16 protein-coding genes are annotated in these 26,940 nt (G+C 53.4%); 6 read left to right on the forward strand and 10 right to left on the reverse strand.

Annotation, left to right across the window (positions count from 1 at the left end; translation table 11 throughout):
• Positions 1 to 14: 14 nt before the first annotated feature.
• Entirely contained in the window at positions 15 to 1,325 is a 1,311-nt protein-coding gene (locus R3C20_06845; protein MEZ6040204.1) for an IS256 family transposase, read from the reverse strand.
• 854 nt (positions 1,326 to 2,179) lie between these two features.
• On the opposite strand from R3C20_06845, the gene R3C20_06850 reads away from it, so the two are divergent.
• A complete protein-coding gene (locus R3C20_06850; GenBank protein MEZ6040205.1) occupies positions 2,180 to 2,968 on the forward strand; it encodes a DUF6666 family protein in 789 nt (262 codons plus the stop codon).
• A 64-nt stretch (positions 2,969 to 3,032) separates the two neighbouring features.
• Here the strand turns inward: R3C20_06850 and R3C20_06855 are convergent, their stop codons facing one another.
• The 5 genes from R3C20_06855 to R3C20_06875 form a co-directional block, all read right to left on the reverse strand.
• Entirely contained in the window at positions 3,033 to 4,145 is a 1,113-nt protein-coding gene (locus R3C20_06855) for an EAL domain-containing protein (protein MEZ6040206.1), read from the reverse strand.
• Positions 4,142 to 7,390, reverse strand: coding sequence for a protein kinase (locus R3C20_06860; GenBank protein MEZ6040207.1), 3,249 nt, complete (start codon positions 7,388 to 7,390; stop codon positions 4,142 to 4,144). Before R3C20_06860 ends, R3C20_06855 begins: the two co-directional genes overlap by 4 nt.
• Before the next feature lie 561 nt (positions 7,391 to 7,951).
• Positions 7,952 to 8,488 (reverse strand): transposase, encoded by a 537-nt coding sequence (locus R3C20_06865; protein ID MEZ6040208.1) that lies wholly within the window; start codon positions 8,486 to 8,488, stop codon positions 7,952 to 7,954.
• Between the two features lie 6 nt (positions 8,489 to 8,494).
• Positions 8,495 to 8,626: a hypothetical protein gene (locus tag R3C20_06870; GenBank protein ID MEZ6040209.1), complete on the reverse strand. Its 132-nt coding sequence runs from the start codon at positions 8,624 to 8,626 to the stop codon at positions 8,495 to 8,497.
• 91 nt (positions 8,627 to 8,717) lie between these two features.
• Complete coding sequence (locus R3C20_06875; protein ID MEZ6040210.1) at positions 8,718 to 10,163, reverse strand: PQQ-binding-like beta-propeller repeat protein; 1,446 nt, start codon at positions 10,161 to 10,163, stop codon at positions 8,718 to 8,720.
• Positions 10,164 to 10,718: 555 nt separating this feature from the next.
• On the opposite strand from R3C20_06875, the gene R3C20_06880 reads away from it, so the two are divergent.
• The gene (locus tag R3C20_06880; GenBank protein ID MEZ6040211.1) at positions 10,719 to 11,093 is read left to right on the forward strand and encodes a hypothetical protein; all 375 of its coding nucleotides are present in this window, start codon (positions 10,719 to 10,721) and stop codon (positions 11,091 to 11,093) included.
• A 150-nt stretch (positions 11,094 to 11,243) separates the two neighbouring features.
• On the opposite strand, the gene R3C20_06885 is transcribed toward R3C20_06880, so the two are convergent.
• Together R3C20_06885 and R3C20_06890 are read right to left on the reverse strand one after the other, a co-directional pair.
• A complete protein-coding gene (locus R3C20_06885) occupies positions 11,244 to 12,188 on the reverse strand; it encodes a DUF1559 domain-containing protein (protein ID MEZ6040212.1) in 945 nt (314 codons plus the stop codon).
• 2 nt (positions 12,189 to 12,190) lie between these two features.
• On the reverse strand, positions 12,191 to 12,556 hold the full coding sequence (locus R3C20_06890; GenBank protein MEZ6040213.1) for a hypothetical protein: 366 nt from the start codon (positions 12,554 to 12,556) through the stop codon (positions 12,191 to 12,193).
• 420 nt (positions 12,557 to 12,976) lie between these two features.
• Between R3C20_06890 and R3C20_06895 the strand changes: the two genes are divergently transcribed.
• Positions 12,977 to 14,050: an alpha/beta hydrolase-fold protein gene (locus tag R3C20_06895; GenBank protein MEZ6040214.1), complete on the forward strand. Its 1,074-nt coding sequence runs from the start codon at positions 12,977 to 12,979 to the stop codon at positions 14,048 to 14,050.
• A 324-nt stretch (positions 14,051 to 14,374) separates the two neighbouring features.
• Positions 14,375 to 15,835, forward strand: a complete 1,461-nt coding sequence (locus R3C20_06900; protein MEZ6040215.1) for an arylsulfatase — start codon at positions 14,375 to 14,377, stop codon at positions 15,833 to 15,835.
• Between the two features lie 80 nt (positions 15,836 to 15,915).
• Here R3C20_06900 and R3C20_06905 read toward each other — a convergent pair whose 3' ends face one another.
• Positions 15,916 to 17,271, reverse strand: a complete 1,356-nt coding sequence (locus R3C20_06905; GenBank protein MEZ6040216.1) for a dienelactone hydrolase family protein — start codon at positions 17,269 to 17,271, stop codon at positions 15,916 to 15,918.
• Between the two features lie 356 nt (positions 17,272 to 17,627).
• Positions 17,628 to 22,073 carry a hypothetical protein gene (locus R3C20_06910; GenBank protein ID MEZ6040217.1) on the reverse strand — a complete coding sequence of 1,482 codons (4,446 nt, stop codon included), beginning with the start codon at positions 22,071 to 22,073 and terminating at the stop codon, positions 17,628 to 17,630.
• A 621-nt stretch (positions 22,074 to 22,694) separates the two neighbouring features.
• On the opposite strand from R3C20_06910, the gene R3C20_06915 reads away from it, so the two are divergent.
• Together R3C20_06915 and R3C20_06920 are read left to right on the forward strand one after the other, a co-directional pair.
• Positions 22,695 to 23,063, forward strand: a complete 369-nt coding sequence (locus R3C20_06915) for a VanZ family protein (GenBank protein MEZ6040218.1) — start codon at positions 22,695 to 22,697, stop codon at positions 23,061 to 23,063.
• Positions 23,064 to 23,519: 456 nt separating this feature from the next.
• The gene (locus R3C20_06920) at positions 23,520 to 26,927 is read left to right on the forward strand and encodes a pre-peptidase C-terminal domain-containing protein (GenBank protein ID MEZ6040219.1); all 3,408 of its coding nucleotides are present in this window, start codon (positions 23,520 to 23,522) and stop codon (positions 26,925 to 26,927) included.
• Positions 26,928 to 26,940: the final 13 nt, after the last annotated feature.

A 26,940-nucleotide genomic window follows, 5' to 3' on the forward strand; every position in this document is an offset into this window, starting at 1 on the left:
TCAGGAGGAATCTTTCAGGCGACGACTTCGGTATGAGATGTAGGGGTTTTGGTGGTCGTTGAGTTGTGATCATTACGAGTCTGTTCGTTGACACCGTCGATGAAGCGGATACCTCTGATGAGTTCGGGGATGTGCTGGTGACCTCGCAGTTTTCGCCAGCCTTTCTCGGCACATTGAGCCAGCTTGAAGATCATGACCAATGAAGCTTTTGCACTCCCATTGTTCTTTGTCTTGCGATGACGAAGACGGATCGTTCCGAAGGTGCTTTCGATCGGATTCGTGGTTCGAATATGACACCAGTTCTCTGCCGGGAAGTCGTAGAATGTCAGCAGCACATCACGATCTTTTCGAAGACAATCGACCGCCGATGAGTGCTTGGCTTCGAACGTGTTGACGAACAAATCGAAGGCGATGTTGGCTTCGTCCTTTGTCGGTGCATCCCAGATCGAATGCAGCATTCTCTTTGCCTGAGGCTGTACGGACTTCGGAAGTTTGTCGAGTACGTTCGCCGTCTTGTGAACCGTGCAACGCTGAGTGCGAGTCGTCGGAAAAACCTGATCAAGAGCCTTCCAGAATCCAATCGCACCATCGCCAATCGCGAGCAGTGGATCATGTCGCAGGCCGCGTGCTTTCAGATTTAACAACAACTCCTTCCATGCAATATCGCTCTCACGCACGCCAGCAACCACGGCGAGCAATTCCTTTGTTCCATCGGCTGTTGCCCCCATCAGCACCAGCAAACACTGGCGATTTTCATCGGCGCTGCGACCATCGTTCTCATTGAATCGAATGTTGCTGTAGATGCCATCAGCCCAGATGTAGGCGTATCGTTTGTCCTTCAACGACCGCTTCGACCACTCGTCGTATTCTTCTTCCCAGACCGACTTCAATCGCGTAATCGTCGTTGCTGAAAATCCTTCGATGTCCTTGCCCAGCAATGCCTGGAGTGCCTCAGGAAAATCATTTGTGCTGATGCCCTTGAGGTACAGCCACGGAACAAGTTCCTCCATCGATTTCGTCTTTCGCAGATACTTCGGCAGGATCGATGACACGAAGACTTCGCGATCTGCAACCGGTCGTTTGTCACGCACTCGCGGCTGCCGAACGGAGACAGGTCCAAGGCCCGTGATGACGTCACGCTCAGGCAGCGACCCGTTGCGAACAACCAGCTTCCGACCTGCTTCGTCAACGAGCCCAGACTTCGCGAGCAGGTAATCGTCGACCTCGTTCTGGATGGCAGCCTGAAGCATCTTCTGAGCTCCATCACGAAGGATCATGCTGAGCACGTCACGAGGACTTTCAGCCGCTGTCTGCTGAGCAACAATCGGTGTCTCATTCTCAACTTCAACTGAGCTGCTGACTGTCTCTGAACCAGATTTCTGAGTAGCAGTTTCTTCCAAATGTCCTCGAAGCCTTCGATAACTTTGAATGCTTGGGCACACGCCTGCAAATCACAGCAATGCCAAAATGTCTCCGAACTGCACTTCAACGAGTAGATTTAGTACGACGAGTTGACACCCCAAACTCCCAGGAAACTGGATTCACAAGTCTTAATTGTTGCAACGCCGATGTGCGTTTACCTTGACGCGACCTTTCGTGCTCTCTCGTTCTTGTCACCACGAACGCGGCAGTGGTGGCGAAATCTGCCGGTCCATTGCCGGCCATGGACACTCAAATCTCTGCCGGTCTGCATCGAAGCGAAAAACGAATATCGTGTCACTCCTATGCAGCACGACTGCATAAAGAACGTGTCGACCTTGACGAATATCTGCGTCAATTTGGTTCCGGGTTAGCAAATTTGGACTGTTCAGGAGGAGACATTGAAGCTTTCGTGCTCTCTCCAGAACTATCGTCGATATACAAACTGTCCACCGGCCGTAGCGGGCATCTGCAATGGAAGGATCCCAAGGTGCATTACTCTCTTCGAATCAAGCACGCACTGATTTCGGCGTTGATCACGTTGCCGTGCAATATGATTTCGGCTGATGATTTTCCAACATCTTTGTTGAGGGCTCAGGCAGTTGGTTTTCACTCCGTCGAGTCTGGTGAACCACCGTGTACTGATCCAGTTTCGCCCGGGTGCACGAGTATCACAAATATCTTTGATACTTTCGAAAGTATCGACTCATTATCGGACAAAGCGACACAGCCAAATTTCGCAAATGATGATTGCGGTTGGGTGAGCGATCTTACCTTCTTCGGAGGCATTGATGGGTCCAAGCAACCACAGGACTATGGCGTCAATGCGAATCTGGGACTCCAGGGAAATGTGAATGCGAGCATTGCTCTCGACGAAGAATCAGGGCTTGGGCTACAGATCGGAACTGGGATCGTGGCATCGCAGAATGCCGTTCGTGTTTATGAGCTTTTGGGGGAGGCGACAAGTCGTACACAGTCTTACACGACGATCGGGCTGTTTCAGCGAACCGATTCCGGGTTTCTCTGGGCCGTCGCGCACGATTTCATGATCGAACAATCATATGACCGTTTCCTGTTGTCGCAGTGGCGTGGTCGTGTGGGCTTCGATTTTGATGACCGAAATCAGTTTGGCATCACGACACAACTGCGCGCCAGGACCGACTCAGGAACCTTCGGCGGAGGGCCAGTATCGCTTCGGACGATTAACCAGAGTTCGCTCTATTGGAGACATGTCTGGGATTCTTCCGCACAAACCACAATTTGGATAGGACTCGCCGACGGCCACGGCGAAAACAATGCCGTCACTGGACCTTCTGCTTCCAAGTCAACAGTGCCGCTATTTGGTGCCGATTTTCTGAGCCCGTTGAACGATCATTTGGCCTTGTATGGTGAAACGAACCTGGTCATGCCGGCTGACACAGGAACGGTCGATGCCTTTCTTGGGTTTCAGTGGTTCCCCCGCGGCGGTGCAAAGTTTGCTCGACGAACGCGACTTGCACCAGTGTTCTCGGTGGCTGCTCCGACAACGTTTTCAGTGGATTTGAGATAGTTCGTGGAAGTTGCGAAAACGATCGTTCTGAGCTCAGTGACGATAAGTTCGTGCAGAATCTGACTCAACTGATTCTGAAAGGCTGTGGCCTGCCAAACGCGAATCCCTGATGAAAATCGAATCCAATCGTATCACATGCCTGAATCGATTCTGCCGTTTCCAGGCCCTCAGCCAGTGTCTTGATTCCCAATGAATTCGCAGTTTCGTGCAGAGTACGCACGAGATTTTCATGCAGCGCTCCGGGCGTTCCCAGATCCTTCACAAGTGATCGATCGAACTTCAGATAGTCCGGAAGAATCTGCGCCAGCTCCAGCAGTCGCGACTGCCCAGCGCCGAAGTCGTCAAACGCGAGCTGAATTCCGAGGTCACGCAGCGCTGCCGCGAACTTACTGAGAGTCTTTGTCTCCTGCATAGCCTCCTCATGGATCTCCAGAACCAGCTGTCGGTTATTTGTGAGGTCTCTCAGATCCTTCATAGAACGAATCAGTTCCTCACCCAGAACTTCATTCGGTTCGGTGTTGAGAAATAGTGCTCCGGGAACGCCGGCCTCTTCTATGGCTCGCACAGCCTCTGAACGGCAATTCTGACTCAGTCGGGTGCTCAGTCCCAGACGCGTTGCGGCTCGAAACAGTTCCAACGGCGATTCCAGTCCGGAAACATCAGTGCGTACCAATGCTTCATAGCCAAATATTTCCCGATCGGGTCCAGTCACAATTGGCTGAAAATAGACCTTCATACGACCTTCGTTGAGTACTTCGTTCAGACGCGAAATCAACCAGCTTTGTTCCGGTTGCTGTGCAACGCATGTGAATTCGGCAGCCTGCGAAACCTCTCGCGCCAGCCGCATTTCGATATCAGCGAACTGAATCAAATCATTGACGCCAACGGGTGTCGGAACCGAAATTCGCCCGCCGTTAACAAAGGTCCCGTTCGTGCTGCTGAGATCCTGGACGATCACAGCGGCTGGATTGTGCAGAATTTTTGCATGTCTTTTGGAAACACTGCGAGAAGCAATCTGCAGATCACAGGCTGCATCCCGACCAATGCAGAAAGGAAATTGATGCATGGCAATCCGCGAAATCCCCGTCTGGTTTGGCAGGCAACCTTCCAGAAGCCAATGTGTTTCAATCAGAGGCGCTGTGTTCGCGGTCGGAGGAGGGTTCATTGTCGTCGTCATGCTTGTGCCTCCGATCCAGACTTCAGCGGTGTAGCATCAAATTGCAGTGTAGTATCGTTTTGAAGAGTATCGATTGAATGAAGTTCGGCGGTTGCTGGGCCTGCAGTTCTTACGCGATCATCGCCGGGTGAACTGTCGCAGATCTCAAAAATTCGGCCCACGCCGTTCGTTGAAACGGGCCTCAGGCTCTTCTGCGCTTCCGTCAACTGAGTGTTGCAGTCCTCGTCACTGGCGAGATCCTGTGACACAATCAGTAGATGTCGTTCGGATGTGTTGAGCATCGCGGATGCGACAGCGATTGATCTTCCGAAATAGTCGAGTTTACCGTTGAGGCTCGTCGACATCGTGACTCCGCGATGAATCGCTACCTGAATTCGCGTGCCAGCCTTCGAGTGCGATTCCATATTGTGTTGATTCAGCGTCAGTCCAGCCTGAATCGCTTGTCTTGCCGTCGGAAAGGATGCCAACAATCGGTCGTCTTGCTCTTTGATCAGCTTGCCCTCGTAAGATTCGATGGTTACCTGGAAGGCTTGAATTTCACGAGCCATTTCGTCGACAGTGGCGGAATCACCAAGGTCTGCGAACAGATCCAGCACGTTTGTTATGCGTAACGCCAGCAGCGTAGACGTTGCCACGCTGGATATTCGTTCGCGTGTGATCGTCTCCGACGGAAACAGTTGCTGAAACACAGGAAGCTTGAGGGCCTCAGTCGCTGTGACCACATCGGCGCGAGACGTCGTGCGTTCGAGCCTTACAAGCAGAGGGTGCTGGTATTCATTCACCAGTGTGATCAATTGACGTCCGGCATGGACGCAAGCCGGTCGTCTTTTTGATTGTCCTGGTGACAATGGAATCAGCAGTCGATTTGTGCCGGAAGTTGTTTCTGCGACGATGCCAATCGTATACGGCAGCTGAGTTCCGCGAAGAATATAGGATCCTCGATCAAGGTTGAGGTCCAGCTCAAATTTCTCTCCGACCTCGATTTGAATCTGTGCGATCACGTGCGGCGCATGCTCTGGACCACCGATGCAATACGTCTTCAGATCGGCCTGTCGAATTTCCGGATGAATACGGAAAATCATTTCTACCGAACTTGAAAAATCGACATCAAAGTTATGTTCACAGGCTTCGCAATTTGCGTGGCGATCGATTTCACAAAGAGTGTCTTTCACTGCAGCGGCAACGCGACACGTCGGACACAGGATATCCCAATGCAGCTCAAGGAGCCCAGCATGACATGCGGCCAGACAGATATTCGTTAGTTGGTCTGGGGCAACTCCCAATTGGCGGGCCATCGCGCGAGGTCGAATGCGGGCGAGATCCTGTGGCGAACCTTCGGCCAATACGTCCAGGAACTTGTCGAGGCTGCTTTGATCAGTGATGTCGCCAGAAAGTCGCTCTCGATATGATTCGAGCTTTTTCCGAACCGATGCTGCTGGCGGTGCGACGCTGACAAATGGATCTGTGATCGTTGAACCGGACAGTCGCCCGCAGACAACATTGTCGATTCGCCGATAGACGCGATCCAGGGGCTTTTGGCCCTTGATGTTGACTTCTATGTGAGCAATCAGCCGTCCCATCAGCCCCCGCGCGGCTATTCGAACATTGTGCCGCAGCAAGCTGCCACCACCGGCGCGAGGTGTCAACTCAACGGTACTAACAAACCATTGAAAAGGACCGTTTTCAAATTCACGCAGAATGCTGAATCGTCGTCCTTCAATCCATTCGAAGGGATGTTCTTCCCAGCTCAGACGAGTCCAGCCGAGTTTGAAGGATCCGATTCTATGCTTGTTGCCAGCTTCATCGCGACGTGTCATGTATTCCACCGGGGGAAGCCCAACCGCAGCGTTGACTCGTTCCGTATTGGAAATGTGCGGCCAAAGATCTTTGGGATCTCCGTCGAGTTGCCATTCCCAATTGGCTTCAAACACCTTCCCTGTTGTGACCGGGAGATGCGGATGAACTTCAGCCGAATGAACTTCGCCCTGCAGGAGAGAGTCCAGATCCTGCAGAAAATGTGCGGCATCAGCATACCGAGCTTCTGGGCTCTTCTGGAGAGTCTTCAACACGATCGCCGCGACGCCATCGCCGATTTCCGGCGCAATTTTCCGAGGGTCAGGGGCCGGATCGAAACAATGCATTGTGATCAGGCGGATTGGATCATCCGCAAGAAATGGCGGTCTTCCTGTAAGCAATTCAAACAGGGTCGCTCCAAGCGAATAGATATCTGCAGCGGGAGTAATCCCCCCTTTGTCGGTACATTGCTCAGGCGAAATATAGTACGGCGTTCCCAACATCATTCCGGTGCGGGTGAGTTCCATTGATGCGCCCTGATCAATGTGTCGCGCCAGACCGAAGTCTGTGAGCTTCGCCGTCAGAGGTTGGCTGTCGAGTACAGCATTCATGACCGCGTCGTCGCGCGATTCACCATCGGCACTGATTGCAGACAAAAGAATATTCGCGGGTTTAATATCACGATGCACGATACCGATACTGTGTGCGACCGCGAGGGCGTTCGCCACGTCTGCAATGATTTCCAATGCCACACGTTCTGGAATTGGCATGTGTCTCTGCAAAACCGCTTTTAGATCAGTTCCCTCCACCACCTCCATCACGATAAATCGTGTGTCTCCAAAAACACCAGAATCAAGCAGGTTTGCCACGTTCGGATGCTGTACTTCGGAAAGCATCCGCATTTCTTTTTGAAACCGCTGAACGGCCTGCTGATCCAGATTGAATTCCGCTGGCAGAACTTTGATCGCTACCTTGCGACAATCAAGTGTATCTTCGGCAAGGTACACGGCTCCCATTCCGCCCTGGCCGAGTTTCTTCAGTGGACGATAACGATCTCCGAGATTCGGAAGCGGAGCGATATTCCGTGCGGCAGGTGATTCGTTGTGATTTGCGTTCCTGGCATCCGTTGGCTGTATCTTAACCAACTCATCGCAGCTGGTAGCGTAAGTTGCATCAACGATATCCGGGACTGCAGGCAGCACATTCGTTTCATCGTTTTTGGCGAATGGAAGCATAATGTGGCGACTCGAATTCCGGGGTAAATCAATACGTCCTGAACGGAACAATGGTTTGATGGAAAACACTACCTCACGAAATGCACACCGGTAGCGCAGTCTTCCGAACGCCTTCCAGCCAGCTACTGAAATCAATAACGCAACGATCTTACGTGGTACTCGCAATGATTCGGTTGACTTGAAAGTCTTCGACGCACCTCTGGAAAAGCGGTTCATCCTGCGAATGAATTTCCGTTCGCTGGCATTGGAATGCCGCAGAACCAGGTATTTTCAATTCTTGCGCCTTGGTTCCTGGGTCCCGATTGCTTCGGAAAAATCGGCAAATGCGATATCTTTCCTTCAATCCATACGTTGATCAGGCGTTGTCACAAAAATTATTTCGCTAACGCCTGACGAAATATAAGACCTCAGATCGCTATCGATTGCGGGCATTCAAGTCGTCTGGCTATTTATCTGCGATAGCCTGCTGGCGGTTCAGGCCTACTAACTCGGAGTCGACACGGCCTTTGCGACCTCGCCATTTCGCACCATGACGTTGGCAAGTCCCGGTTTGACCAGATCGGTGTTGTTCAGAATATCGAGGCACAGGAACGGCGACGCTCCACTGAAAGATCTTCGATTGTACGGGCGAGCTTCGTTTGATGCTGAGACCAGTCATGCGGAGAATCGCCGATCGGGAGCCCGGACCCAATTCGCGATTAGAATCCGGAGACTCCCTGCTAGTTTGGCAATCTGGTCTCGCGATTAATGGCCAAAACGCGAGGAGCAGAAAAGGGTTCAGGACTCTTTGATTGGCCGTGCCCTTGGCCGAGTTGTGGTTTCGAGACCAGGGCGAACAGCACTGCTTCTTGTCCATTGATCATCACCAAACGGCAGGCCGTGTTTCACACTGATGCGAAGCGCGTTCAACTCTGCCTCTGTTTCGACATGGTTCACCCAGGAACGCCGGTTTCGCGGCAACGGCGGATCATCGGGAATCGCCAGCCATCGGCGTTCGTCTGCAGGCCTTCGGCGAGCATGAGCGGCACCCCATTGCCATTCTTCGGCGAGGTCAATCAATTTGGCTCGTACGGGATTGCGTTCGACGTATCTCATGACTGTCAGAAGATGTCGGTCTGACTGGATAGGAAACGACTTGAAACGACCCTGATAGAAATGGCCGGTCCCACCGGTCTGGTATTGAGCATGCCAACGCATCGTGTGCATGACAGTCAGTCGACGGAAGAACTCACTGACCTGATCAATGGTCTCGGGCCGGACCACAACGTGCCAGTGATTCGGCATTGCCACCATTGCATAAACTGGCAGTGGCACGATTTTTCAGGTTTCCTGCACGGCGCACATGGATGCGGCATAGTCTTCGGGCTTTTCAAAAATCGTCAGCCGAGCCACCGCTCGATTGAGAATGTGGAAGACTTCACCAGCTGGACAAATGCGTTTCGTGCGTGCCATGGAGAAAGTCTAGACGGATGCCAGACGCAATCCAAATAAAGAGACCTGACCCCTTTTCTTTTATTTGCGATACTATTGCCGGTAACTTCGGTTATTCAGTCGGGTGAGATGCACTAATGCAGTACAAGTATCGATCAGATCTCAAGAACAGCTGCCCACGATCGACTGCTGGTGTTGCGTTGAAATTACTGGAATCTGATGCAAACCGATTTTGCTCCAGAATGGTGAGTTCGGGAGATCTCTCCAGCACGAATACACCGCCATACCGAGACTGGACATAGAGGCGTTGATTGATCGAAACAGGGGATGCGTAAACCGGCCGGCCACCGCTGGAGATTCCCGACGTTCTCGCACGCTGAATCAGCTCTCCGGACTTTGCATCGGCACAAAAGTACACGCCATGATCATCGACCCATTGCAGGCGATTATTCAGCAACACGGGCGTTGCCACGTGAGATGTATTCTTACTCGTCCAGAGCATGTGAGAACTGGTGACATCGCCTTTGCCTCCTGCTCTTAACGACACGCTTCCTGAATTTCGGTACCCGCCAAATGCGTAAACTGTTGCGCCGTCAACAAGAACACTTGGTGACAGGTTGTCTGTCATTGGCGTTTCAGCGAACCATATAAGTTTTCCATTTCCGGGGTTTATTCCCCAGACTTCGCCGGGAACTGCCAGAATCAGGTCATCTCGTTCAGGACTCACATGCGCGATTGCCGGAGTGCTGTAGCACAACTCCAAAGCAGCCGCTGGTGACTTCCAGATAACTTCTCCCGAATCTTTGCTAAGGGCATAGAGTGATTGGCTTTCCTCCGCAGCATTTACGATCACTAAGTCCTTGTAAAGAATCAGGCTGGATGCTGATCCCCATTCTCGGTTGCCTGATCCTGTTCCGACTGATACATGCCATAGCTCTTTACCGCTGAGATCAAAAGCATATACCCCGGACTTGCCAAGAAATGCAAAGACCGCAGCCCCATCGGTGCCCGGGGTATTCGTTGCATAGCCGTGCTCGGGAAGCCCCATTCCCTGATAGCGATCTTCCTGTTGAACGGCTGACACGGTCCTGGTCCATACCATCGCTCCTGAATCACGATCGATGCAACATACGTGCCGCTGAAGTTGATTTGGACTACCGCCACGGTCCCCTGCCACGCCATATCCGGAATAGCACGTCACAAAGACGAATCCATCGGTTAACACAGGACTCGAAGAACCCGCTCCTGGAAGTGCAGTTTTCCACGCAAGGTTTCTTGTGTCACTCCATTTCACTGGAATTGTTGAATCTTCACTCAGCCCCAGCCCATTGGGGCCACGAAATCGCCCCCATGGGCTAACCTGTGCAGCAGACAGTTTATCTTCGCCAGTGAGTGGGCTATGGTCGCTCTCCGTGGGTGTGGTGCCTCCGATGTTATCACCCAATTGCAAGGCCGGACGATCCATGACATTGATTCGATGCCGGCCACGAAACGCCAACAGGCACACCGCGCAGACGATTCCCGTCGCGATGATGAAAACTATCCGTTTGCGATTCATTTCGAGCTACTTTCAGATGGAAGGTCTGAGTCCGTATTGCAGGTACTGGATTCGTTCTTAGTTCGCAGAGCTTCATTGCCATCCCATGGCAGCCCCTGAGATCCGAATGACTTTGCCTGCATCTGCATCTTAAACAAGCTACCTGAATGGAAGATGAAGACAGTACGCAATGAATGATTCTGCCACCTGTAGCAGCCCGTTGAAAACCGGGACTGGCTCAAGCAGAAGATCTTAAAACACCATGGTTTCCAGTCGTCCTGCGTGCCTGCCCCGGTTCTTCAACGGACAGTTAGCTCGCGGCGAGCCATCAATGAAACGGTTCTGTGACTTTGCCCTGTGGTGAAGAGTCGCTCGGTCGATAAAGCTAAACATCTGAAAATCGATGATGGGGACATGCTCAATACTGTTCGGCACAGCTCTTGCTCGACTTCTGATGGTCGGTGGAACATCGTTTTGATCCGCGCAGCATGGCACGGGGCAAACGACGCAGCGGGAGAGTCCATTGAATCAGATCAGCGGTTCTTGAGGCTCAGCGGGATTGTGCAGTTTGGACAGATGAGCCAGCAGTTCTTCCTCATCGGCCATGCCGCAGAAGTGCCAGCAGATCATCTCGTGGGTCCGCAACGTGGACTTCTTTCCGGTTCACAGGCTGATCATGCACGCGATGATCCCACGATAGGCCTGCAATTCGATGCCAGTCTGAGAATGTCCCGACTGATGGCGGCAACCGAGCAGGTGCTTGAAGAACCGAAACAGGATTTCAATCTGCCAGCGATAGTGGTACAGCAACGCAATGATGTCGGCAGGACCGTCCAGTCGATTTGTCGCATTGCGCAGGAAGCCGCGCAGTTTTGGCCCGTGGATCCCGTTCCCGGCTTTCCTTTCGACTTGTGTGACTGCGCTTCAATAACAACCAGACGCACTGGATGACTCGGTTTGCTTTGGGCATTGTCGCTGCCAGGGGACATGGGCTGATCCGCGAGCACGCGAGCCGTCCGGTACGCATCCATCAGCGGCTACTCTTCCATGACAGTGAAGACGCTGTTGTCTCGAATCCGACACACGTAACTGTTGCCGGCATCAACGATAGAGGTCACTCGCCGGAGTCCAGGCAGTGTCCGGAGCACGGCGACTTCGGATTTGTTCGAGGCGTTCCTTTTGCAGGCGATCAAACACTCCCGCTTCCCCACCGCTGATCGTCACAAGACTAAAGAATGTCTCTGCTGAGCAGGAAACCGGCAGTTTCAGTGCCGCCCCTTCTACAGAACCCCACCAAAACTCCGGTGAAGGCATTTGGGCCATGACGTCTGAGAAGGAACCTTCATCAATGCTCAAGTCCTGAGGGCTTGTCCATGGAACTGCAAGAGCAGCGGAGACAAGTACGACAGCCAGCGTTTCACCCTCGGCATCCGTCACGTCGGACAACCTGCGAAGTTGTCCCGCGAGCCCCAGAGAATCTCTTGAGTTGATTGCCTGGATGCGGGTGTGCGTTCCATCATCGTCATCTGCCAAACCGCGATACAAGGCAGGCATCTTGTCAATCAACTGAAAGTTGGTGGGGCTGTCCCATGATTCATTCAGGCGGAACTGCGCATACAAGTCCTGCTGATCTATGTAAGGCAGAAGATGCACTCGCCAGCTAAGTTGCGAATCCAGGTGTTTGTCGGCTTCCTGCTGCAGATAGCGTCGGATCCCCAGCATGAGGACATGAATCTGTTCCTGAGAATACTTGTGTTCCGCAATCAGCGTTTGTTCCACAACATCCTTGTTGGAAGCACCCTCGACCTGCCTGGTCAGCCGATCTCGCAGATCTCGAAACTGTGAGTCAATCTTACGGGACGCTGAAAACACTGGTGCAAATGGTGGTCGTTGAGGAGGAACCTCCCCCAGTTCACGACCAAGAAATGTGCGTGCAGGCCCATCCGAGTCACTATCTGTCTCAGGCACCCAGTTCAGCAGGGAATAACGCAGTCCGAAAAATCCGGCGCAGCACAATGTGACAATGACCAATCGGCGTCTTCTCATGGTCACTCAACATTTCCAGAATCACTGATTACGGATGCAAACATAGTGATATCGTCCATGGCGTCCTGAACTCTTCCTGCGAATAACTCATTTGCCCCCAGTTCCCGCAGGCTATCAAACGCACTCTTCAACACATATTTACCAGCACGTGCGGAGTGAGCAATACTCAAGACCGCAGCAGCAACAATTGTTTCGGATTCAGACTTAAAAAATCGAACGGCCACTTGTTGAGCAGCAGCCCAATCTGCACTGTGAAGACCGATTGATAGCAGCGCCGTGGATATTCTCTCCGAATCTCCACTCTCCAGTTCGGCCAGGGCATCAGCATCAGAAAGCGGGGTAATGTCGACGTATCTCTTCTGATTCACTTGATCTTCCCAATGGGCACCATGCTGGTTCGTTGTCCGTTGAAAAACCGGGACAGGCAAGCAGGACGGCTGGAAACCATTGTGTTTTCAGGTCTCCTGGTCAATCCAGTCCCGTTTTTTTAACAGGCTGTTGGGAGTGCCGATTGTACCGTGGCGTCTTAGTCTGAATGACGCAGGAATGAAAACGAACGCGGGCCGGGGCAGCCCTGACGTTTTCTCAAACACGACTTTGATTTGAACGCTGGCATTGTGCGGAACAATTGAAACAATGCGCACACTCGACTCTTTTGGATGCTGTCAGACGTGAGACTGTTGAAAGCCTTTCGTCCCGGGCGATCGACCGAGTAAGACTGCCTGTCGGACGTCGTTCCGACACACACTCTCATTCCAAACACACTCAATCCAACTAAAGGCCTGATGATGAGTTCATTTCCTGCCGTTGCACATCTGTTGTGTGCTTCAGGTCTGTTCTTTTTGTTTTTGGCGTATGGAGATTGTCCAACGGCGGTTGCTGATGATCAGACATCCGGCACCATCACCGAGGCGCCAATCAACGGGCATTTTGTCATTGGGCCGGATTACCAGTTGCATCGTGATCTCACGGACCTGGGAAATCCTAAGGGGCGGCAGTTTGAATTCTCGATGCCTCTGGCCGACAGCCGTATTTTCCCGGGGACCGATTCCACTCTGGATCCGAAGAAGGACGTTCGAACCGAACGGCGTGTGTTTGTCTACGTTCCGGCTGAGTACAAAGATGGCAGGAAAGCTCCGATCCTGATGACTCTGGACGGCCCAAGCCAGCTCAATCTCATTCGGCATGCACTCGACAATCTGACCGTATCCAAAGACCCCGGCCGACGGCTGCCCGCATTCATTGTCGTGTCCGTTCAGAACGGCGGCAATGACGGAAAAGGGAGCGAACGAGGTCTCGAATATGACACGATGTCCGATCGGTTCGCGAGGTTTCTCAACGATGAAGTCCTGCCAGCCGTCTTGAACAACGCAGAGATTCGAGCCGCCTATCCGGGACTGGCCTTCACGGATGATCCGTGGGGTAAGGGGGTCATGGGATGCAGTTCCGGCGGTGCCGCAGCGCTGACTGCGGGCTGGTTTCGTCCGGACTTGTTTCGTCGGCTGATTACCTATTCCGGAACATTTGTCGATCAGCAGGATGACGATGCTCCTGAAGAAGCCAGGTACCCACTTGGTGCATGGGAATATCATTCCGGCCTGAAGCTGATCGAGAATACTCCGCGAAAGCCGCTGAGAATCTTTACGCACGTTTCGGAACACGACAACCGCGCCAAAGATCCTGAAGAGACATACCATAACTGGGTCATGGCCAATGAACGTACGGCCGAAGCACTCCGGGCAAAAGGCTACGACTATCGTTATCTGTTCAGCCGCGCATCCCGCCACTGCGACCGCAACGTTTTCGAACACACACTCGCCGACACACTCGTCTGGATGTGGCAGGACTACACGCCCGAATAAAGCGAATGGGCTGCCGGCTGTAAACCATCCATCGTGTTTTCAGGTCTCCTGCTCGAGCCAGTCCCGTTTTTCAACAGGCTGATGCGATGCGACTCAGGGGGAATCTTCACCGCTGGTTGCGTGCGTCTGTGTGACGACATGGTACGGGGAGTGTGATGACTCAAGCATTCTGTCATTTACTTGCCGCATGAATTGCAGAATTCAGCGACGTAATTGTGGGGCGTGCTGTCATACGATTTGTATCGCCGATCTGCTGCCGGTAGACTCGGCGTAGGCTGGCCGCTGGAGGTGTGGTTTATCGATTCTTTGATCAGGCGTGATACTGTGCACAGACTTCAATACGTCGGCATCATTGCCGCTTTCCTGCTTCTGGTTGTGGCGTCCGACAATGCGTCTCCTGCGGACCGGCCGAATATCGTCGTGATCCTGGTGGATGATATGGGGTATGGTGACCCGGGTTGTTACAACGCCGAATCAAAGATTCCGACGCCCCACATAAATTCCCTGGCGGAATCAGGGATGCGGTTCACGGATGCTCACGCGCCAGGTCCGTTGTGCCATATGTCGCGGTATGGTTTGATGACGGGCAGATATCCCTTTCGCACGGATGTGACCGTCTGGCCCAAACAGCCACTCATCAAATCCGGCGATATGACAATCGCATCGCTGGCAGCATCTCAGGGCTATCACACGGCAATGGTCGGAAAATGGCATCTGGGCTTTGAAGAAAATGGATACGAAAAGCGGCTGCCCGGTGGGCCTGTGGACCGTGGCTTTGATTCGTTTTTTGGAATTCGGGCATCCACGGATATCCCTCCCTACTTTTACATACGTAACGATCGCGCTGTACAGCCACCAACAAATCAGATTCAGGCGAACAACAGCGACGGCTGGTCACCCATCCAGGGTGCATTCTGGAGAGCAGGTGGGATTGCTCCCGATTTATCGCTGGAAGAAGTGCTTCCACGATTTACCAGTGAAGCGATTCAGGTCATTCAGTCTCACCAGACTTCAGGCAGCGGTCAGCCGTTGATGCTTTACCTTGCCTATCCGGCACCTCATACACCCTGGCTGCCGTCCGAGAAGTTTCGCAACAAGAGTGGCGCAGGAATGTATGGTGACTTTCTGATGATGGTCGACGACGAGATTGGCCGTGTGCTTGGATCGATTGAAGCCGCTGGGCTCAGGGATAACACCCTTTTGGTTTTCACGTCTGACAATGGTCCCACATGGTATGACAAAGACGTTGCAAGGTTTGGGCATGACTCCAGCGGAGGACTTCGTGGTATGAAAGCGGACGCATGGGAAGCTGGTCATCGCGTTCCATTTATTGTCCGCTGGCCTGGTGTTGTTCAGGCGGGGACCAGTAGTTCTCGTTTGTTGTGCTTCACAGACCTGCTTGCGACTCTTGCTGACATCATGAAAGTCACACTGCCGCCTGACGCCGGACCGGATAGCTTCAGTTTTCTTCCCGACCTGAATGCGTTACCCGGCGATGCAGTCTCTCAGAACTCCCGACCTCAGCGGACACAGTTTGTCATGCAGGCGGGTAGCGTCGCTTCAATGATGACCATCCGTTCCGGCGACTGGAAACTCATCACCGGACTTGGCTCAGGCGGTTTCTCTCGTCCGAATCGAACCCAGCCTGTCCCCGGTGAAGCTACCGGCCAACTCTACAACCTTGCCGAAGATGTTGGAGAAACGAAGAATCTCTATATGGAGCGGCCCGACATTGTGGAACGGCTGAACCGCGAACTGGACATCGTCCGGAAGTCGGTTCGGTAAGTCTTGTTCGTTGTCAGGATGATGGACGCTCGTTGGAGCCCTTCGATATCCAACCGTCGCAATACGCCGTGAAATGCATCTCAGTTTTCTTTTAACCAGCGTTCAAAGAATCGCTGCCAGGAACGGTCCATCACGGGATCGGTTGCTCGGTGTCCACAAGTCAGCTGGATATATTCAAGCTTCTCCGGCACGTCCAGTAATTCGTATACTTCCCTGGCCGCGTTGATATAAGCGATGCTTTGTCTGTCGTCGGAGTGAGCGGCGGTGGGCTGATCTGTACTACATCCAATGACCATCACTGCGCGAGGGGCCGCGAGGGCGAGCAGCTCATGATGATTTCGTTCGAAGCCAGGTCGCGTGGGATCTGTGTCCAGCAAGCTCCAAACAGTGTTGCGTAGCGCCTCAACGGGGTAGTCAGAAGCCGGGATGGAATCGAATGGTCGTTTCGCATCCAGATACCAGGGATCCAGGTAATTGCTGTTTCCATACAATGCCAGGTGTGGATCGATTGAAACGACCGCCTTGATCTCCGGAGCGAATGCCGCCACATAGAGTGCGGTTTTTGCGCTCAGGGAGAAGCCCATAAAACCAATGCGGTTCGGATCAACAATTGGCACATCCGCAAGAAACTGAGCTTCTCTTTGGACATCGAAAACCATGCGAGAGATGGGTGCCCATCGACCAAAGCGCTCGTAAAGTTTCAGCTGAACATCGTTGCGGTAGCTGGTGGCGTCGCGATAGTTGCGAATGAATGACCAGCCGCAAAGTACGACGTACCCATGTTGTGCCAGCCATTCGCCCCACCATTTTTCAGGTTCTGTGTAGTCGGGGGACGTCGAAGTCCAGGCGATGACAGCCGGACATTTTTTCGTGCCCACGTTATCGGGCAGGAGCAACAGATACGATTGATCGAAGTCTGTTTCCATTGGTAAGGTGAGTTCAATTCGTACGTAACCATCCTTCTGAATTCTGCTGATTTCAGTGGAATTCCGGATATCGCCAAACCAGACCTGGTCGCTTTCAGAAGGCTGAAGCTTTCCCAGAATGTTTTCCCACTGTCGGTGGAGCTGCGGCCGCAACTGTTCTTTCCATTCGCGAACATCGGCCTTTGAGTCGGGTGTCTTCAGGCTTCGCAATGGAGAGACCAGTGAGTACAAATGCTGGTCCTTCATCAACGATACGCCACTCGCCGGTGGTGTGTGATAGCGTGGCTGTGCAGTGGAATCACGATCAAACTGGGCAGTCGCGATCCTGCAGTTCAGAACGGCGCCCAATGCGGCCAGGACTGCAGCCAAATGCAGGTAGTTCGGTTTGTTCATGCTGGCCTCTTTGTCTTTCGGATTCAAACGCCCGCCTCCGCATTCAACCCCGAGTATCGGACTCGAATACTGTGTCCTTGCCAGGTCGATCGTTGTCGCAAAGAGCTCCCATGCCATCGCGAGCTCAGTTCACAGTTGCCGTCGATGTGTCCCTGGATGTCGGTTGAAAAATCAGGACAGGGAAAAATCAGGACAGGCACGCAGGACGACTGGAAACCATCGTGTTTTACGGTCTCCTGCTGGAGCCAGTCCCGTTCTCCAACAGACTGTCAGGTCAGGAATTCTAACGTGAAACAGCGAATGTTCGCATCATTCGAATCCGGATTCTGAATGCCCCGGAAAACAAAAGCAGCTCAGTCGATGCGACTGAGCTGCTGTTACAGTAAGCTGATCAACCAACGATACAGAGAGACCGGCATTACCTTGATGGAGATGATCTGACAAACCGCTGAACGCATGCTTTTCCGGAACGACTAACGCAACTCTCGATCCAGATCAAACATATCGGAGTCTCCCAGGTTCTGCTCAGCCGCTGGTTCATCGATTTCAGGCACGGCAGCCGACTGATCCGTTGATGACGACTCAACAGCAGCATCAACTTCTGCGGCCTCTTCCATTGCCAGTGTTTCGACTTGTTCGTCGGCATTTGCGGTCGACAGTCCGGGCCGTTCTGATTCACTTTCCTCGTCCTTGCGGGGGCGAGCGGCCATGGCACCGACAAACTGGTTTTCGATCTTTGCTTTCTTCAGGAAGTATTCCACTGCTGTTCCAGTGAAGGCAAGCCCGGTGGCGACAAACAGCAGCGGCTCCCAGAATCCGATGGCCGCATATGCACCGATCTGACCGGCGGTCAGTAGTCCCAGCGTTGTTGCGAAGACCTTACGAGCCGACATGGCGCTGCGTTGTTTTTTGCGAGCGGCAGTTGAAAGAGCATTCTCGACAGACATCGCGGATACATTACGGAACGAATCCATGCTTTCACGAAGTTTGTCCCGATCGATCTTTGGCCGGGGAGCTGGTATTCGTTCCTCCAGCGAGTCATCTTCCTGGAGATTCATTTCAGGAGCTTCCGCCAGATCACTCGACATATACTGATCGATAAACGACTTCTGCTGAAACGGCCGAGGCTCTGTATCGTTTGAACTTTGCGGAGGACTGGACTGCGAGTTTCCGCCTGCAGATTTCTTCAGTTCGCTGGGCAAAGAGCTTCCAGCGTTGCTTCGACTGCGTGACAGCAGCTGTTCCATATAACTGGCAACGAAGTCGGGAGTTTCTGTCTCTGATAGTTCAGGCTCAACAGGATTCTCCAGAAGAATCTGATCCGCTTCACCAAAGCGAATGGCTACGCCAGCGACTCCCGTATCGGCAATGGGCTGAGAAGGGTCGATGTATTGCTGGTCATTCTTCTCTGTCGATTTTGATGCCTCTTTGTTTTTCGCCAGCCCGAACAGACTAGCAAGCTCAGTCCGCAACAGACCGACCGCATCCCCATCAGTTTCCTCATCTGTTGTATCGGGATCTGTGTCCTGGCAATCGGCAGCAGACTTTGCGAAGTCGTGCGGGTCACCGGTCAGCTGGACAGTATCCTGTTTCGACCGTTCAAAACGGTTTGTATTCTCCTGCATTGCCGTAATCGTCTTGACAATGGAATCGCTGTCTCCGTAATGCGTCAGATCGTCGACTGATTCGGGGAGCGTAACAGTTTCGGCTCTCGAGAATGTTGCTGCGTCTCCGTCGAACTCACTCAAATGGACTGTATGATGTTCTGCGTCAGATTCAGTTTCCGGAGCGACATCGCCGATCCTGCCATGTTCAGAGTCAGACTCAGATCGACCGCTGGCCGCATGGATTTCGTCAAAGTCGCTGGTTGCTGATTCGGTGGAAGAAGCGGGAGAGCCTTCAGCAGGCCTTGCCGACTGGAACTCCTGCATGGCGACCTGAATCTCCGCGCGGGCAATTTCCAGTTGCTGTCGAGCTTCAACCATCTGGCGGCGTTGCGTCTCCAGCTCTTCTTCACTCTGCGCCAGGAGTTGCTGACGGTCTTTCAGATCGGCTTCACGTTTGTCAAGAAGCTGTGCTCTTTGATCGAGTTCTCGACTCTCAATTCGAAGGGCTTCTTCCGAAATTGAAGACTCAGCAGATGTCATGGCCTCGGTCAGCAATTCCAGTTGATTGCGCAACTTTTGAATCGTTTCATCGCGCTGACGAAGTGCTTCATCGATATCTGCTGCTTCTTCTCCGGATCTTGCCGCGAGTGCTTCCAGCTCCTGCCGGCTGATCATCAACTCTTCGTCACGAGTGGCCAGTGTTTCCTCCATGTTGGCGACACGAGCATTGGCTTCGTGCAACGCGGATTCCAGGTCACTGCGAATGGCCTCAACCTGTTCCAGCAACCGGGATTCCTGATCCATTGAAGTCTGGTCGTTTGAATTCAGTTCGTTTGCATCATGCATCTCGACCTGTTCGGCCTGCAGCATCGCCAGCGAATCCTGCAACTCCGAAATTGCTGATTCCAGTTCTGTGATTCTCTGGCGATCCGCCGCAAGCTGCTCGTTGGCCGCATCCAGTTCGTTGCGAGTCTGCGCCAGTTGTTGCTGAGCGGCAGCTTCGTCGGATCGAGCCGACTCTTCGGCATGTTTCAGTGCCTCCAGGGCCTCAGCTGAATCTTCCACAGAACTGAACTCTGCGTGCAGGTTCTCAAACTGAGCCTGCATTTGCTTCAGCGCTTCCAGAAGCGCGTCACGTTCGGCGGCAAGATGCTGCATTTCCTGCGCGTAGGAAGATTCTGTCGCTTCGCGGTTCAGCAAATCAGCTTTCAGTTCTTCAATCTGCGATTGCAGTTGTCGACTGGCTGCCTCAGATTCACTGAACTCTGCTCGAAGCGATTCCTGCTTCTCCAGTTGTTCCTGCAGCAGAAGGAGTTGTTCATCCAGCTGCCTGTTTTCGTCTTCAAGCCGATCAGCCATCTGTTGCAGTGCGATCGTTTGCTGATCAGCAACGGAGTTTAGTTCTGACGACTGGGCATGCTGCTCAGCCGCTTTCTCTGATTCAAGTCGCAGTGATTCGGCTTGTTGCTCAATCTCTGAAGCGCGGGTCTCAAGTGCGACCGTTCTTTCAGCCAGCTCATCCTGCACTTGTTCCAGTTCTGCGGCACGGGCAGCCAGATCTTTCTGCTGCTCGTCAAGTCTGGCTGTTTGTTCGTCCAGATTTCGGCGACGACGGTCCATCTGGTCGCGTTCTCGCATCAGCGATTCACGTTCCGAGGCAATGGCGGCCAGTTCCTGAACGCTTCCGCTGACCGCTGCAGCTTTGGCGGAACGCTCCTGTTCTGCTGCGATCGCGACTGTGAGCCGTGACTGAGCGTCTTCTGCAGCTGCCGTTGCATCGGCCAGCTGTTCCCGCAGTGTTTCCAGTTCCAAGCGGAGTTCACTCGCTCGAGCCTCGCCAACGTTTGCGAGATGGCTGAATTCGGCAATTTCACTCCGTTGTTGGTCCAGCAATTGCTTTGCTTCGAGGAGTTCGGCCTTGAGTTCCTCGCGGATTGCGTCCTGTTCTGCGTTGGCATGCTGCTGAGCATCGGTTTGCTTCTGTTCAAACTCCCGTTCCCGCCGCGCAAGATCTGCTGCAAGTCCTTCATATTCGGTGCGCAGTTCTTCCAGCGATGTGAGTTCGGACTGCAGGGCCTCACGGATACTTGCTTGCTCCGACTCTCGTTCCTGCAGTTCATCCTGCTGAGCCCGCACAGACTGCTCGTTGCTTAAGAGCTGCTGTTCGCGCGCATCCAGTTCCTGCAGCTTTGCATCCAGTTGCTGCTCTTTTGATTCGAGCTCGGCCTCATAAGCAGTCAGCGTCGATTCATGCTGAATCAGTTTCTGCGCACTTTGCTCCAGCTGAATGGCCTGCTCATTGCTGAATCTTTCTCGCTCTTCGCAAGCAGCCTGCGCGTCGTCGACTTGCTCGATCCGTTCACGCAACGATGCTTCCTGACGCAGAACAACAGATTCACGTTCCTGCAATGCATGTTCGGCCTTCAGGATCTGCTGATGTGATTCGGCGAGTGCTTCCTGAGACTGCTGAATCTCGGCCAACCGTTGATTGAATCTTTCCTCAGCCTTCGTCACCGCCAGTTCATGTTTTTCAAGAACTTCCAGCCGCTTTTGCATGCGAGTTTCGAGGGAACCGAACAGCTCTGCTCGGTCGTTCAGCGAACTCTGGAAATCTCGAAGTGTCAGCAGGACATTTTCGATTTCCTGATTTGCCACGCCGGATTCTTCTGCTTTCGGCAGCAGCGCTGGATTCCGCATATCACCAGAAAGTGCAACGATCTGCTTTTCCAGCGAATCAAGGCTGGCGCGGATTTCCCGTCGAGCACGCCTTTCTTCCTCCGAATCGGCGACAAGCGCAGAGGCCTTCGCAAGTACCTCAACCTGAGAAGGGTCCAGCGCGGGCCGGAACGCGTTGTCTTGAGTCGGATTTACCGAAGACAACGCAGGGGCAGGCAGGTCGACCGAGTTATCTGAGTTCCGATGCCGCGGGTTGACGACGTTGAAGGACAAGTCCTCAGAAAACTCTGAACGAGGCTCAGCACCGACTGACTCGACGCGAAAGACTGCCGGGCCAATGGCGAGCGTATCTCCTTCAAAGGTCTGAGCGATCGACTGGACCGGTAGATCATTGAGCCAGATGGGGCCTTCGAGCTTCTCGATTGAAAGGACGCCGCTGCGATAATGAAGGCTGCAGTGGTTCGGCTTGACGCCCTCAAGATGGATGACCAGATCGCAGTCTGCACTGGCCCCACACGCAAACGCTCCTTCACCGCGAATCAGCAGGGGTTCTCCTGCTGAAGTCCAGAGCGGTGCCAGCATGGGCAGCGAAGTTCTGCCTGCGGCTCTCAGTCGTTTACTCGTCGTGACTGACATGCGTGTCTCCGAATCCTGAATCAGCTCACATGAGCCAGCTCATCCAAACAGGGGCAATTTCATTTGCACAGTGCCCCCGGAACTAAGCGAGACGCGTTCAGGAAGCGGATACAGCGGCAGAATGAATTCGAACGGTTGTACAAATGATGATGAGATTCAACACGTGTCGATATTCTGCAACCTGGATGATTACATAGCCTATAAATGACAGTCAGGCGCTATGGGCAATGGCGAGTATCCCTGCCAATTAGCGGCAATGTCCTCTATTTTGCGGTCCATGACGAATGACCGGATGTTAACGGCAGATCAACGCCCCCGAATTTCATTCATGGAGTTCATGGCTTCTTCAATGAAAAGTGCTTCACGACTGACTTTGCAGTGCGACAATTGGACGTCGCGACGAATATTCAGTCTGTGCCAGATTGATGCTTCGAGTCACCAGTGCCTCGCCATTTCATTGAACACCAGTCATTTCATTGAACACCAGCCATTCCATTGAACACCAGCCATTCCATTGATCTGCGTGCCGTGTAGTCTGCCATGCCACAAATGCGTTCCTTCTCCCGGTTAGCACTGCCGATCGTTACTGGACGGTCAGCCCATTTTGGCTGCGCGTTTTGCATGTTGCTGTTGGTTTCCTGGTCGCTTCTCTCCCCCGACCCTTACGCCGTTGTTCGCAGGACATCATTCAGCTGGATTCGAACGCTGGATGATGCGGTCAAACATGCGGCCGCTTTTGCGGCTCTGGCTGGCGTCACTGCGAGTTTTTGTTTTCGCCTTCTGAATTCGCTCCCCACGTGTGTCATCATAGGACTGACGACCTACGCGGCGGCGACCGAAATCCTGCAGGGTTTCGTACCGGGGAGGTCCTGCGACCCACTGGATGCGATTGCGAACAGCGTGGGAATCGTCGTGGGGTTACTTCTGGCGACCTCTGCACACTCATTTTTCGCATGCAAAACCGCGGAAACAGCCTCCATTTCGGGCTAATTTGCCGCTCAGCAACACCGGATTTTCGGGGCAGCGGGCATCTCCAGGGCGTTTGAACGTGCCGGTTTCGCCTCGCGAACATTGAAGGTCAGCTGCGGTTAATTGCTTTTTCCCTTGTCCCGGACTTCGTATCTGTTGGATAATCGCCGCACTGCCGTCATTCCGCTGGAAGGATTTTACCGATTGTCGGGGCCTCTTCGGGGAGACCGATGCGGTTGCTGTCTGTCCGGAAAGCGGCTGAAGATTCCGAGTAATCCGAAAAGCTGGCTGCTCAACGAATCAGTTGGGTGGTTTTAGTGGTGGAACTCGGGTCTTCTGCAAGATTCGCTGGAATTGAGGTCGAAGACAGGGTGAGATACCCCGGATTCCGAGATTCCAGACCCAATGGGCACTCGCCGTGTTTCTGGGCAGAGATTGTTTGTGGACTTTGGCACTGTTTGAATAAGGTTTTGCATCATGCTGCTGACCGAGTTGTTGGAAAATCTGCTGGGGCGAACTGAGTCACGACGACGACGGGACAGAAAGCAGTTCCACGTCGCGCAGATCGCAGAGGCAGTCGAAGAACGATGCTTGCTCAGCGGGACTTATGGCGGATATGAGTACCACGAATTCCCTCCTGCCGCGGCTGGAAGTGGAAACACGGGGGCTTCGCAGGGGGCAATGAATCCTCTGACTTCTATTCCGCAGCTTTCCAGCCTGCCCGGGGCGCCTGTCACGATTTACCTCGATTTCGATGGGCATACGGAGACTCAGGACTGGCCTGGCGCGCGATCCGATGGTCAAACGGGCGCGATCATCACGCCCGTCTTCGACATCGACAATGACTTCACGACTTTCAGCGACGAGGAATTGCGTCTGATCGAAGAGGTCTGGTATCGAGTTGCGGAGGATTATGCCCCGTTCAACGTGAATGTGACAACAATTGACCCTGGCTCATACAACGATTTCAGTGCCGTATTGGTCTCGATCGGTGGAAATGGCTCCTGGATTGGCAGCCCGGGCGGCATCGCATTTGTCAATTCGTTCAACAACAGTGCCGTGAACACGTGTTACGTCTTCAGTGACAACACCGCCTTTGGTTCTCCCATCCACGCGAAGGGTATGGCTCTGGCTGCGTCGCACGAAGTCGGACACATGCTCGGTCTCCTGCACCATAGTGTCTACGACGCCAACGGTAATCAGACGGCTCAGTACGACTCAGGTCGACCCGATCTCGGGCCAATCATGGGCGCGCCCTATAATTCAGAACGTGAGACCTGGTCCTCAGCACCGGACTCCAATGGTCCGACCAGTATTCAGGATGACCTCGTGTACATGACACGAGCCCAGAATCTGACGTTTGCCTTCCGTCAGGACGATCATGGCAACTCCATTTCGAATGCCACTCCGCTGGATTCCACCGTGCCTGATGTTTCCGGGTCCGGCATTATCGAACGGAATGATGACGTCGATTTCTTCTCCTTCGAAACGGACACTGGAACCGTCTCGTTTGACGCGACTGGTCTTGATCTGGCCGCAATTTACTCGGGCCTGAATGTTAATGCCGGGACAAATCTGGACCTGGTGCTAAGCCTGTACGATTCAAACGGCACTCTGATCGCCACGGACAACCCGACAAATTCCCTGTCCGCTTCTTTGTCCGCGAGTGTTTCCGCAGGAACCTACTACATCGCGGTATCCGGAACGGGGCAATACGGGGCTCTCGGCTCTTACACACTGTCTGGTACTGTCATTCCGTTACCGACAATTCCGACAATGCTGAGCCCGACCGGAACATTGTCGATACTGAACCCAACGTTCCAGTGGAGCCAGGGGTCTGGTGCGACCAGTTATGAACTGGAGGTGGCAAATCTGACACTCAATCGCAGCCGCTACTATGTGCGGACCGTTTCTGGTACGACGCACGTCGCGCAGTTCGCATTCGTTGAAGGCGACTACACGGCACGGGTGCGAACAATAGCGGCAGACGGCACGCTTGGTACATGGAGTAACACAATTGCGTTTACTCTGGATGTACCTGCTCCGTCCAAGCCCATTATTTCCCGACCATTGGGCGAGATTGCCACATCGTTCCCAACGTTTGTCTGGAACTCTCAGGCCGCGGCCTTCAACTATACTCTGGAAGTTCGAAATGCTGACACAGACGAGCGTGTCATCTTCCGAACGAACCATGAACCCAACACCTACCTGCACTTCAACCCACTGCCAGACGGCAATTATGTGGCGACGGTCCAGGCTTTTAATATCCTGGGTGAACCGAGCGCTGTCAGTGATCCTGTCGCGTTTTCCATCGACTCCCCGCCACCAGTCGCCCCGACCATTACTGGGCCAACAGCGACAACAACCGACACCAGTCCAAGGATCGAATGGACCGAAGTGCAGGACGCGTGGAGATACGATCTTTGGGTCAACTACCGCAACGGTGGAGTTGCCCAGTATATTCGTGAAACGAAGATCGAAGGTGACAACTTTTATCAGACGCTGGACTTGCCTCAGGGTACGTATATCGCGTGGGTGCGGGCTATCAATGGCAATGGCGAAGTTGGTCCATGGAGCACCGCGTACTTCTTCACAGTCGATATCCTGCCACCAGGCCGTGTTACTCTGACTGGTCCTGCAGCCGTGGCGCCGGCAACAGTTCTCCAGAATCAATTTCCGACTTTCACCTGGGACGCAGTGGAAAGGGCCACGACTTACGATCTGTGGGTGAACAACGAGACGACGCGTCAAACTCAGATCATTCGGGAGCAGTCGCTGACGAGCACTTCATTCACAAGCCTGACCAAGCTGCCGGAAGGTCGCTATAACGCCTGGGTACGTGCGAAGAACTCAGCCAATGAAGTCGGTCCATGGAGCACGGCCTGGAAGTTCGAGATTGATCTTCCTCGTCCGACGACACCTGTCTTCACCGGCCCGACTGTGAACCCTGCCGGATCGGTCACCAGTTCGACCCCGACTTTCACATGGACCGCGGATGTTCAGGGTGACTTTTACCAGCTTTGGGTCAACGATGTGACAACTGGTAAACGCGTGCTGCTCGTGAACGACATCGTGGGTGAATCCTATCAGGTGCCAGTCGATCAGCGGTTCCTGGAGCATACGTATGATGTCTGGGTGCGAGCTTACAACTCAGTCGGCGAATACAGCGCCTGGAGTGCGGTCAACCGTATTCGAATTGATATTCCGAACCCGACGACGCCAATCATCATCGGGCCAAGTGACACCGTTCGTACCTCTACCCCCGTATTGCAGTGGGTTCATTCCAGTGAATCGGTAAGGTACGAAGTGATCATTCGGGACCTTGAGCGGCAGGAAAATATCGTTCTTCAGGTCCGATCTTTCCAGGTGAGCCCTGCGGGAGATGTTGCTTCATTCACGCTGCCAAATGCCAACGCTCTGGGTCGTGGAACCTACCGGTTCTGGGTGCGGGCCTTCAACTCACTGAGTGACACCAGTGCCTGGAGTGCATCGAAGACATTTGCCGTTGTTGCTTATGAGGCTGTAGACGCTGAAGACACCTCAGAGCTCGTCATGTTGACTAGCAAAGCGGTAGAAGTCTCCTCGAACGAGAATCGAATTCCGGCTAGTGATTCGGCTGAGACGAACAGCGTGCCGGAAAATGAGGTTGTCTTCTCACCCCGAATCGTTGAAGACACAACCGTCGAGCTTGCGATTGTCGAAGAATCGGTGATGGCGGAATTCGCTGACCCGACAGACAGCGACGTAGGGCAAATCGCCCTGGGTTCGGATGTGTCGTCGACTCCGCAAACTGACTCAGAACAACAAGCGACCGGTCATGCGGGGATTACGGCAGCAATGCTTGCCCTGCTACCTTTCCGCGAGCGTAAACGTCGCAAGGAATAGTGCATCTTTGCTT

The sequence above is a fragment of the Planctomycetaceae bacterium genome (assembly GCA_041398825.1).
Lineage (GTDB): Bacteria > Planctomycetota > Planctomycetia > Planctomycetales > Planctomycetaceae > F1-80-MAGs062.

Coding starts and splice junctions, on each gene's coding strand:
- R3C20_06855 (MEZ6040206.1), bottom strand. CDS start 4,145: ATGACGACGACAATGAACCCTCCTCCGACCGCGAACACAGCGCCTCTG.
- R3C20_06860 (MEZ6040207.1), bottom strand. CDS start 7,390: ATGAACCGCTTTTCCAGAGGTGCGTCGAAGACTTTCAAGTCAACCGAA.
- R3C20_06870 (MEZ6040209.1), bottom strand. CDS start 8,626: ATGGCACGCACGAAACGCATTTGTCCAGCTGGTGAAGTCTTCCACATT.
- R3C20_06875 (MEZ6040210.1), bottom strand. CDS start 10,163: ATGAATCGCAAACGGATAGTTTTCATCATCGCGACGGGAATCGTCTGC.
- R3C20_06880 (MEZ6040211.1), top strand. CDS start 10,719: ATGAGCCAGCAGTTCTTCCTCATCGGCCATGCCGCAGAAGTGCCAGCA.
- R3C20_06885 (MEZ6040212.1), bottom strand. CDS start 12,188: ATGAGAAGACGCCGATTGGTCATTGTCACATTGTGCTGCGCCGGATTT.
- R3C20_06895 (MEZ6040214.1), top strand. CDS start 12,977: ATGAGTTCATTTCCTGCCGTTGCACATCTGTTGTGTGCTTCAGGTCTG.
- R3C20_06905 (MEZ6040216.1), bottom strand. CDS start 17,271: ATGGCATGGGAGCTCTTTGCGACAACGATCGACCTGGCAAGGACACAG.
- R3C20_06910 (MEZ6040217.1), bottom strand. CDS start 22,073: ATGTCAGTCACGACGAGTAAACGACTGAGAGCCGCAGGCAGAACTTCG.
- R3C20_06915 (MEZ6040218.1), top strand. CDS start 22,695: ATGTTGCTGTTGGTTTCCTGGTCGCTTCTCTCCCCCGACCCTTACGCC.
- R3C20_06920 (MEZ6040219.1), top strand. CDS start 23,520: ATGCTGCTGACCGAGTTGTTGGAAAATCTGCTGGGGCGAACTGAGTCA.